Annotated in this window: 8 protein-coding genes and 1 pseudogene; 1 reads left to right on the top strand and 8 read right to left on the bottom strand. The window is 72.6% G+C overall.

The genetic code is table 11. The features are described from left to right. Window positions 1-33 precede the first annotated feature (33 nt). The 4 genes from ACTMTB_RS20495 to ACTMTB_RS20480 form a co-directional block, all read right to left on the bottom strand. Window positions 34-1,443 carry an NAD(P)/FAD-dependent oxidoreductase gene (locus ACTMTB_RS20495; RefSeq protein WP_441147876.1) on the bottom strand — a complete coding sequence of 470 codons (1,410 nt, stop codon included), beginning with the start codon at window positions 1,441-1,443 and terminating at the stop codon, window positions 34-36. Beyond that, window positions 1,440-2,633 carry a DUF993 family protein gene (locus tag ACTMTB_RS20490; protein ID WP_210778549.1) on the bottom strand — a complete coding sequence of 398 codons (1,194 nt, stop codon included), beginning with the start codon at window positions 2,631-2,633 and terminating at the stop codon, window positions 1,440-1,442. Before ACTMTB_RS20490 ends, ACTMTB_RS20495 begins: the two co-directional genes overlap by 4 nt. A 134-nt stretch (window positions 2,634-2,767) precedes the next feature. Beyond that, window positions 2,768-3,019, bottom strand: coding sequence for a ferredoxin (locus ACTMTB_RS20485; protein ID WP_441147874.1), 252 nt, complete (start codon window positions 3,017-3,019; stop codon window positions 2,768-2,770). Further along, window positions 3,016-4,227, bottom strand: coding sequence for a cytochrome P450 (locus ACTMTB_RS20480; protein WP_441147872.1), 1,212 nt, complete (start codon window positions 4,225-4,227; stop codon window positions 3,016-3,018). Before ACTMTB_RS20480 ends, ACTMTB_RS20485 begins: the two co-directional genes overlap by 4 nt. Window positions 4,228-4,532: 305 nt before the next feature. Here ACTMTB_RS20480 and ACTMTB_RS20475 point away from each other — a divergent pair, with 305 nt between their 5' ends. Next, window positions 4,533-5,315, top strand: a complete 783-nt coding sequence (locus ACTMTB_RS20475; protein WP_334576519.1) for a TetR/AcrR family transcriptional regulator — start codon at window positions 4,533-4,535, stop codon at window positions 5,313-5,315. A 236-nt stretch (window positions 5,316-5,551) separates the two neighbouring features. Here the strand turns inward: ACTMTB_RS20475 and ACTMTB_RS20470 are convergent, their stop codons facing one another. The 4 genes and pseudogenes from ACTMTB_RS20470 to ACTMTB_RS20455 form a co-directional block, all read right to left on the bottom strand. Further along, window positions 5,552-6,325, bottom strand: coding sequence for a thioesterase II family protein (locus ACTMTB_RS20470; RefSeq protein WP_441147869.1), 774 nt, complete (start codon window positions 6,323-6,325; stop codon window positions 5,552-5,554). A 106-nt stretch (window positions 6,326-6,431) separates the two neighbouring features. Next, on the bottom strand, window positions 6,432-7,715 hold the full coding sequence (locus ACTMTB_RS20465) for an LLM class flavin-dependent oxidoreductase (protein ID WP_441147867.1): 1,284 nt from the start codon (window positions 7,713-7,715) through the stop codon (window positions 6,432-6,434). Window positions 7,716-7,842: 127 nt separating this feature from the next. Continuing rightward, the gene (locus ACTMTB_RS20460; protein WP_441147865.1) at window positions 7,843-8,433 is read right to left on the bottom strand and encodes a flavin reductase family protein; all 591 of its coding nucleotides are present in this window, start codon (window positions 8,431-8,433) and stop codon (window positions 7,843-7,845) included. Window positions 8,434-8,453: 20 nt separating this feature from the next. Continuing rightward, a pseudogene (locus tag ACTMTB_RS20455) lies at window positions 8,454-9,800 on the bottom strand (type I polyketide synthase); the annotation flags it as partial. Window positions 9,801-9,819: the final 19 nt, after the last annotated feature.

The following is a 9,819-nucleotide window of genomic DNA, read 5'->3' as shown; positions in this document are numbered from 1 at the left end:
CGCGAGGTGAGCCGTCTGCGGGTCGTGCATGGGTCAGGCCGGACTGGCCGTGGACCGGGGCGCCGCGTCGACCTTGACGAGGTCGCCGAACTCGGGGAACTGCGCGATGGCCTGCTCGGCGGTGAGCGCCGGCGTACGGGGGCCGCGCAGCACCGCCCAGAGGAAGGCGGGGGTCATCATCCGGGTCATCGGCGCGCAGAGCGACGCCACGTTGAACACGGTGTTGATCACCATGCGGTTGCCGCAGCCGGTCCGGGCGACCCGGGCGGCCATCTTGTTGGCGAACGCGCCGCCGCGCAGCGGCACGTTGGCCCGCACGTGCGGCAGCCCCTGGTCGGTGTTGACGGCGATCTGCCAGGCGCCCTGGTTGATCTTCGCGATCGCGGCCTGCACGTTGCGGGAGAAGCCGGGGCGCAGGCCCCGCACGTCCAGCTCGGTCCGCAGCGCCAGCGCGCACTGCGCGGCGACCGACATGCCGGTGCCGTGCACCGGGTTCAGCGCCTGCGCGGCGTCGCCGATCACCAGGAAGCCCTCCGGCACGGGCAGCTTCTCGAAGCGTCGCCGCTGGTCGGGGATGCTCCGGTAGGCCCGGATCGGCCCGGCGGGGCGAGCCTGGGCGATCAGGTCGGCGATGATCGGGTGGTGCCGGTCCCGGGCGAACTGCGCGAAGCCCTCCTCGTCGGTGGGGGGCTCGCCGCCCCGGCTGCCGAAGAGGCTGAGGATCCAGCGGCCGTTCTCCATCGGCAGCAGCCCGGCGCCCTGGCCGGGGCGGCCGGTGCCCGCCTGCATCTGGATCATCACGCCGGGGAAGTCGTCGCGGGTGCCGGGCGGTGCGGTGAACCAGCGGCTGACGTATACGATGCCGGCGTCCACCACGTCCTCGCGGACCTGCGGCAGGCCCAGGTCGACCAGCCACTTGGGGGCGCTGGTGGCCCGGCCGGTGGCGTCGACCACCAGGTTGGCGTCGAGGGTGCGTTCCGCGCCGCCCTGCTCGACCCGCACGCCGGTGACCCGGTCGGCGTCGCCGACCAGCCCGGTGACCCGGGTGCCCTCCCGGACGCCGATCCGCTCCTCGCGCAGCACCTGCTCGCGGACCACGTGGTCGAGCAGTTCCCGGCTGCACAGCAGCAGGTACGCGTCGGTGTCCAGCCGTTCCATCCAGCCCTCGGGGCCGCGGGCCAGCGCGCCGGAGGGCAGCCCCCGGCGCTTGGCGCCGGCGGCGTACAGCCGGTCGGTGACGCCGGGCAGCAGCTGGTCGAGGGCCTCGACGCCGCCGCGCATGAGGATGTGGCTGTGGTGGCCCTGGGGCAGCCCCTTGCGCGGCTGCGGCTCGGCGGGGAGCTGGTCCCGTTCGAGGACGGTGACCTCGTCGACGGCGCGGGCCAGCGCGGCGGCGGCGAGCATCCCGGCGAGGCCGCCGCCGAGGACGACGGCCCGGCTCACTGTTCGATCCCCGAGGTGGCGAGGAAGAGCTTCATCCGCCGCTCGGCGAGTTCCGGGTCCGGCAGCGCGCCGAGGCTGTCGGCCAGCCGGTACGCGGCGGCCAGGTGCGGCACCGAGCGGGCGGACTGCTCGCCCCAGACCATCCGGAAGTGGTCGTGGTGCCCGGCCAGCCAGCCGAGGAAGACCACCCCGGTCTTGAAGAAGAAGATGCTCCGGCCCTCGCCGCTGAACAGGTGCCGGTTGAGCGGCAGGGTCTCCTCCAGCAGCCCCCGGGCCCGGCTGTCGTCGCCGGCGTCGAGCGCCCGGAAGGCCTCGGCGGCGATCGGCACGACCGCGTCGATGACCGGGGTGAGCGGGTGGCTGTGCCCGGACCCGTCGCCGACGAACATCTCCGGGTACTCGGTGGTGTCGCTGGTGTAGAACTTCACGCCCTCGGGCAGCCGCTTGCGCCACTCGACCTGCCGGGCCAGCGACGCCGGTCCGATCTTGACGCCGTCGACCTTGTCCAGGTTGTCGCGGACGATGGCGATCAGCGCGTCGTACGCGTCGTCGGGCTCCTCGTAGCCGAAGTACTCCGAGTTGCGCGGGTCCCACTCCGAGGTGATCCAGTGCACGATCGCCGGCTGGCTCGACTGGCGCAGCAGGTTGCCGTACACGGTGGCGAAGTCCTCGGGGCCGCGGACGGCGACGTTCAGGTGCGGGCTGCACATGATCACCGGCTGCGCGCCGGCCTCCTCGACCACGGCCAGCTGCTCCTCGTAGGCGGCCTGGACCTCGGCGAGGGTGACCGGGGCGAACGGCTCCAGCTGGTCGGTGAGGACGGCCGCGGCCATCCGGCCGCCGACCGCCTTCGCCTCGGCGCCGCAGCGGCGGATCAGCTCGGCGGCGCGGGGCCAGTCCAGCCCCATGCCGCGGTGGGCGGTGTCCATGCCCTCGCAGAGCGTGAAACCGTACGACCACAGGTGCCGGCGGAAGGCCAGGGTCGCCTCCCAGTCCAGCGACTGCGGCGGCGGGTCGCCGCCGGGCGGACCGAAGGGCTCGTTGTCGGCCAGCGGGTCACCCAGCACGTGCGCGGTGGCCAGCACGGAACGGGTCCGAAACGGGGAGGGGTCGGCGGGCTGCACCACGCGCGGCGCCTGGGTCGGGTGGTAGACGGTCAGGGTGCCGTCCGACTCCGGAAGCTTGATCATTTTTTTTCTGCTCCGAACCGTCGTCTGGATCGAGTCGGCACAATTCAAGCGACTCACGGGAGTGCGGTTCCATAGCGGCGACCCCCTAATTCCGGGGCAACCCCTCAACGGCTTCCGCCGGCCCGACCGCGCCCCTAGGGGGCGGGCCGGACCGGCGGGCTGCCGGAATTGGTCCGATCGACGGAGATGGCACCGACCGGACAGTTCAGCGCGGCCGTACGGGTCGCCGCGCGCAGCGCCGGTTCCGGCGATTCCACCAGGACGACCACGAGACCGTCGCGGTCGTCCTGGTCGAACACGGTGGGCGCGAAGTGCACGCAGTTGCCGGAACCGACGCAGGTTTCCCGGTCGACTTCGACACGCATTGTCGGCGACCCGTCGCTCACCAGGTGACGGGCAGTTCGTGCAACCCGTACGCGTGCGCGTCGAACATGTACGACAGTTTGTCGACGTCGGCGGCCAGGCGCAGCTCCGGAATGCGCGCGAAGAGCGTACGGAAGACGGTTTCGAGCTGCATCCGGGCCAGGTTCGCGCCGGGGCACATGTGGTTGCCGTAACTGAAGGCCAGGTGTCCTTCGGCGTTGCGGTGGATGTCGAACTTCTCCGGTTCCGGGAAACGCTCCGGGTCCCAGTTCGCCGCGCCGTTGAGGGCGAGCACGCCCTCGCCCTTGCGGATGGCGCCGCCGCTGACCTCGACGTCGTGGGTGGCCACCCGCACGGTGGCCGAGTCGAGGATGCTGAGGAAGCGCAGCAGCTCCTCGACCGCACCCGGCCACAGCGACGGGTCCGCCTTGAGCTCGGCGAGCTGCTCCGGGTGCTCCAGCAGCACCACCGTGCCGAGGGAGACGACGTTGGCGGTGGTGTCGGAACCGGCGATCACCAGCACCCGGGCGATGGCGACCAGGTCCTCGTGTTCGAGGGTGGGCTCGTCGGGGAGCCGGGCCGCGATCCGGCTGAGCAGGTCGTCGCCCGGGTTCTTGGTCTTCTCGGTGATCAGCTCGTCGAGGAACTCGTCCATCTCGGCGATCGCGCCGGCCACCGCCTCCTGCGTCGAGTCCCGGCCGGTGGTGGTCTCGGCGTAGCGGCGGAAATAGCCGATGTGCACCGGGTCGACGCCGAGCATCTCGCAGAACAGCAGCGCCGGCACGGGCAGCGCCAGCTCGGCCATCAGGTCCAGCGGGCCGCCCTTGGCCAGCATCTGGTCGATCTGCGTGTCGACGATCTGCTGCATCCGCGGGCGGAGCTTGTTGATCCGCGCGGCGGTGAATTCGGGGATCACCATTCGCCGGCGGACGGTGTGCTCCGGCGGGTCCATCGCCGGGAACGGGAAGGCGATGTACGGCAGCATCTCCTCCGGCACGTGGAACTGCGCCGGGTAGGCGGGGTTACGCGCATTCGAACTCATCGACGGGTCACCCAGGACCTGGCGCACGTCCCGGTAGCGGGTCAATGCCCAGACGGGTTTACCGGTCATCCGGTTGGTCACCGGAGCGAGTGGGTTCTCCTCACGCATCCGCTCGTATTCCTGCGGAACGGCGAGCGGGCACCGGCGCCGGTCCAGCGGAAAATCCGGGCGCTCGGTACCGGTGGTCACGGCATCGGCTGTTTCGGTCATCGCTGCGACGCCTCTCTCTTCAGGGGGCGGCGGGGAATCGATCGGATCGATTCAAGCAGCGCGCCGGCACGGCGGACAGGTTCCGCACCCCCTAAGGTCGGCGATGAGCCCCCTATGCCGGCACCACGGGACGGGGTGGAACGGTTACTGTCACGGCACCGACGGTCCGTTTCCCAATCCCGTGCAGACATCGTTCGGGCGGCGGCATACCCTGAACCGCAGCGACGGGCAGCGGCGAAGGGCGGATGACCGCGGCCGGGCGTCTCAGAGGGAAAGTGGAGTCGATGGGCGGAAGCATTGATCCGGGGCTGCCGGGATACATCGGGGACGCCTGGGGTTTGCGGGACCGACCGAACAAGGGTCCCAAGCGCGCGCTGAGCCTTCCGCGCATCGTCGACGCGGCGGTCGCCATCGCCGCGTCGGAGGGTCTGTCGGCGGTGTCGATGAGCCGGGTCGCGTCGGATCTCGGCGCCTCGACCATGTCGCTGTACCGCTACCTGTCGGCCAAGGACGAGCTGCTCCAGCTGATGATGGACGCGATCTACCAGACGCCGCCGTCCGGGCCCGACTCGCCGGACGAGGGCTGGCGCGCCGGGCTGGCCCGGTGGACCTGGGAGCAGCACGCGATCCTGCGCAAGCACACCTGGGCGCTGCACATCCCGACCCTCGGCCCGCCGGTCACCCCCAACCAGATCATCTGGCTGGAGCGGGGGCTGGAGTGCCTGGGCGGCACCGCCCTGGGCGAGGGCGAGAAGCTGTCGGTGATCATGTTGCTGAGCGGTTTCTGCCGCAACGACGCCACCGTCTCCGCCGACGTGCAGGCCTCGTTCATGGCCAAGGCCCCCGACGAACTGGCCGCGATGTCCTCCTACGGTCAACTGGTCCGCAAGCTCGCCGGGCCGGACCGCTTCCCGGCGTTCACCGCGGTGATCGACGCCGGCGTGCTGGACACCCCGGCCGGCCCGGACGACGAGTTCGTCTTCGGCCTGGAGCGCATCCTCGACGGGGTGGGCGCCCTGCTCGAGCAGCGCGCCGCGGCGAGGAGCGCGGGCGGCGAAGGGCACTGACCCTCCGCCCGGACGGCCCGCCCCCGCCGAGCGACGCACACCCTGTTCCCGTCGCTGTGGACCTGATGTCGTGAACGACTCAGCCCGCACGCTGATCCGTCGCGGTGACCCGCGGCGCGGGACCTCGGCTCGCGGGGCGACCGCCGCTGCCCGGCCGGTGAGGGCCGCGAGTCGTCCACGTCATCAGCTCGACAGCGCCCGCGCACGCTTGTTTCGCCGGCGGCGGCCTGAGCCGGTCAGGCGCGGGCGTGGCCGACCACCACCCCGTCCGCGGCGTGCCGGCGGATCAGGGCCATGACCTGGGCGGCGTGCCGGTTGAGGTAGAAGTGCCCGCCGGAGAAGACGTGCAGCGCGAACGGGCCGGTGGTGTGCTCCCGCCAACTCTCCGCGTCGGGCACGTCGACCTGCGGGTCGGCGTCACCGGTCAGCGCGTACACCGGGCAGGTCAGCGGCGGACCGGGCTGGTAGCGGTAGGTCTCGGCGGCCTTGTAGTCCGCGCGCAGCGCCGGCAGGATCATGCGCACCAGTTCCGGGTCGGTGAGCATCTGGGCGTCGGTGCCCTCCAGCTTCAGCATCTCGCTGATCAGCGCGTCGTCGTCGCCCTCGTGCACCCAGGCGGGGCGGTGCCGCGACGGCGCCCGCCGGCCGGAGGCGAACAGCGCGGACACCTCGGTCCCGCGCGCCTGCAGCCGCCGGGCCACCTCGAACGCCACGGTCGCGCCCAGGCTGTGCCCGAACAGCGCCAGCGGCCGGTCGGCCCAGACGGCCACCTGGTCGACGAGGGCGTCGACCAGCCGGGGCACGTCCTCGAAGGCCGGCTCGGCGCGGCGGTCCTGGCGGCCCGGGTACTGCACGGCCAGGACGTCCAGGCTGGGGCTCAGCGCCTGGGACACCGGATAGAAGTACGACGCGGAGCCGCCGGCGTGGGCGAAGCAGACCAGCCGGGTGGGGGCGTCCGGGGCGGGGTGGAAGCGGCGGATCCAGGCGCCGTTGTCCGTGGGTACGGCCATCTCGTGCATCCTTCGCGTCGGTGCGCCGGCGCGGCCGGCGCGGGAGGAACGGCCCGGCCGCCGCCGGCCCGGCCGGGGATCGACCCGGCCGGGGACTCGGCGGTGGTCAGTCGTCGTCGTCGGCGTCGCCGTAGAGCGACATCTCCGGGGCGATGACGAAGTCGGAGACGTCCCTGGCCTGCCGCTTGACCCGGCCGAGGGCCGCCTTGACGGCGACGTCGAGCCGGTCCCGCTTGGCGGCCTCGCGGGCCTCCCGGCGGTCGACGAACTCCGGCATCACCTCGCGGGCGAACAGCTCCAGCGATTCCATGATGTGCTCGTGCTTGTTCTTGCCGATCTGCACCGAGAAGATGATCTGGTCGACGCCGACCGCCTCGTACCGGCGGATGATGTCGGCGATCTGCGCCGGCGTGCCGATGCCCCGGCGCAGCTGCCCGACCTGGTCCATCATGGCCTGCGACTCGGCCGACTGGAGGTCCTTCTCGTCCGGCACGATCGCGTCCCGGGTGAAGCCCATGCTCTCCCGGGCGTCCTGGAAGCTCTGCCAGATGTCGGTCACGCCCGGCTGGTGCTGACCGGTGATGTAGTAGTGCATCAGGGCGTACGAGAAGAAGTAGGCGCCCTCCAGCCCGCGGTCGAGGGCGACCTCCTCGTCCTCGTGGCACATGAACGGCAGCACCATGGCGACGTTGGCGTTGACCGCCTGGCCGATCGGGACGCAGTCGTCCGACTCCAGCGTCCGGTAGTAGGCCTCGACCCACTCCTCGGCCTCCTCCGGGTTGACGAAGGAGAAGGCGAGCGCGCCCATGCCCTCGCGGGCCGCATCCTGGATGCTCTCCCGGCGGGTGCAGGCCCGCCACAGCGGCGGGTGCGGCTTCTGCTTCGGCTTGGGGATGACGTTGCGGACGGGCACGTCGACCCACTTGCCCTTGTGGCCGGTGAACGGGGTCTCGGTCATCATCCGGATGACCACCTCGAGCGCCTCGTGCCACTGCTCCTGCTTGTCCGCCAGCTCGATGCCGAAGGCGCCCACCTCCAGCTGGGAGCTGCCCTGGCCGGAGCCGAAGTCCACCCGGCCGCCGGAGATCAGGTCCAGCATGGCCAGCCGCTCGGCGATCCGCACCGGGTGGTTCACCGCCGGCGGCATGTGGATGATGCCGTGCGCGAGCCGGATGTTCTTGGTCCGGGCCGCGGCGGCGGCGAGGAAGACCTCCGGCGCCGAGGAGTGCGAGTACTCCTCGAAGAAGTGGTGTTCGGTGCCCCAGGCGTAGTCGAAGCCGAGCCGGTCGGCCAGCTCGATCTGCGCCAGCGCCTCCTGGAACAGGCGTTCCTCGCTGTCCTCGGCCCACGGCCGGGGAAGTTGGTGGTGATAGGTCAAGCCGAAGCGCATGCGTTCCTCCGCGTGACGAGAAGCTGCCCGGTGGCCATGACGCTAGGGCCGCGGCCGCCGGATCCGGCCTGGCGGAGGCCGTAATCAGGGGGCCGGCGGGGCCCGTTCAGGGGTCGGCCGGCGCGGCCTAGGGGGTGCCCGGGACGGCGGGCGCGGTGCCGCCTGCGGCCAGCACCGATCCGGGTACGACGGGGGCCGGCGGGACGGCCGGGGCGGGACGGCGGAACCCGGCGAGGAAGAACAGCAGCGGGTCGGCGTCGCCGTCGACCACCTCCAGGTCGCGTACCCGGCCGACGGCGATGACGTGGTCCCCGCCCGGGTACTCCGCCTCCACGGTGCACTCCACCCAGGCCAGCGAGCCGGGCAGCCGGGGTGAGCCGGTCACCGGGCCGGGCGTCCAGTCCACCCCGGTGAACTTGTCGACGGCCCGGCTGGCGAAGGTCCGGCACAGCCCCTCCTGCTCGGCGGTCAGGATGTTCACCCCGAACGCGCCCCGGGCGCGGATCAGCGGCCAGGAGCGGGAGGTGCGGGACACCGAGAAGGAGACCAGCGGCGGGTCGAGGGAGAGCGAGACGAACGACTGGCAGGTGAAACCGACCGGGCGTACCCCGTCGCCGGCGGCGGTGATGATGGTGACCCCGGTGCAGAAGAGTCCGAGGACGTGCCGGAAGGCGCCGGGGTCGACCCGGCCCGCCGTGGTGCCCGTACGCGATGTCATCGCTCTCCCGCCCGTCAGCCCGGCGCCGGCGCGGGGGCGTCCCCGCCCTCGGCCGGCGCCTCTTCGAGGATCACGTGTGCGTTGGTGCCGCTGATGCCGAAGGAGGACACGGCGGCCCGGCGCGGCCGCCCGGTCTCCGGCCAGGGCCGGGCCTCGGTCAGCAGCTCCACCCGCCCGGCCGACCAGTCGACCTGCGGGGTGGGCGCGTCGACGTGCAGCGTGGCGGGGAGCAGCCCGTGCCGCATGGCGAGCACCATCTTGATCACTCCGGCGACCCCGGCGGCGGCCTGGGTGTGCCCGAGGTTCGACTTGACCGACCCCAGCCAGAGCGGCTCCCCCGCCCGGTCCCGCCCGTACGTGGCCAGCAGCGCCTGGGCCTCGATCGGGTCGCCGAGCCGGGTGCCGGTGCCGTGCGCCTCCACCGCGTCCACGTCGGCCGGTCGCAGCCCGGCGCTGTCGAGGGCCTGGCGGATGACCCGCTGCTGGGCGGGCCCGTTGGGCACGGTGATGCCGCTGGACGCGCCGTCGGAGTTCACCGCCGCGCCCCGGATCACGGCGAGGATCCGCCGGCCGTTGCGGCGGGCGTCGGAGAGCCGTTCCAGGACCAGCAGGCCGCTGCCCTCCCCCCAGCCGGTGCCGTCGGCGGCGGCGGCGAACGACTTGCACCGGCCGTCCGGGGCGAGCCCGCGCTGCGAGCTGAAGTAGACGAACGTCTCCGGGGTGGACATCACGGTGATGCCGCCGGCCAGCGCGAGGGTGCACTCCCCGGAGCGCAGCGCGTGCCCGGCCAGGTTCAACGCGACCAGCGAGGACGAGCAGGCGGTGTCCAGCGAGACGGACGGCCCCTGCAGGCCCAGCGTGTAGGAGATCCGGCCGCTGGTGATGCTGCCGCCGCCGTCCGCGCCGTCGTAGTCGTGGTACATCACCCCGCAGTACACGCCGGTGCGGCTCTCCTTGAGCGAGAGCGGGTCGATGCGCGCGTGCTCCAGGGCCTCCCAGGCCGTCTCCAGGATCACCCGCTGCTGCGGGTCGATGTCGCGGGCCTCCCGGGGGGAGATGCCGAACAGGTCGGCGTCGAAGTCGGCGGCGTCGTGCAGGAACGCGCCCTCCCGGGTGACGGTCCGGCCGGGGCGGCCGGGCTCCGGGTCGTACAGGGCGTCGGTGTCCCAGCCGCGGTCGGTGGGGAACGGGGTGACCGCGTCCCGGCCCTGGGCCAGCAGCTCCCAGTAGCTCTCCGGGGAGTCCACGCCGCCGGGCAGCCGGCAGGCCATCCCGACGACGGCGATCGGTTCGTCGGCGGCCTGGGCGAGCCGGGCGTTCTCCTGCCGGAGCCGGTCGTTCTCCAGCAGCGAGGTCCGCAGCGCCGCGACGATCTGGTCGGTGTCC

Origin of the sequence: Micromonospora sp. L32 (genome assembly GCF_052068055.1) — a bacterium.
GTDB classification, from domain to species: domain Bacteria; phylum Actinomycetota; class Actinomycetes; order Mycobacteriales; family Micromonosporaceae; genus Micromonospora; species Micromonospora purpureochromogenes.
The sequence above is the reverse complement of the archived record's forward strand: the minus strand, read 5'-3'. Positions and strand labels throughout refer to the sequence as shown.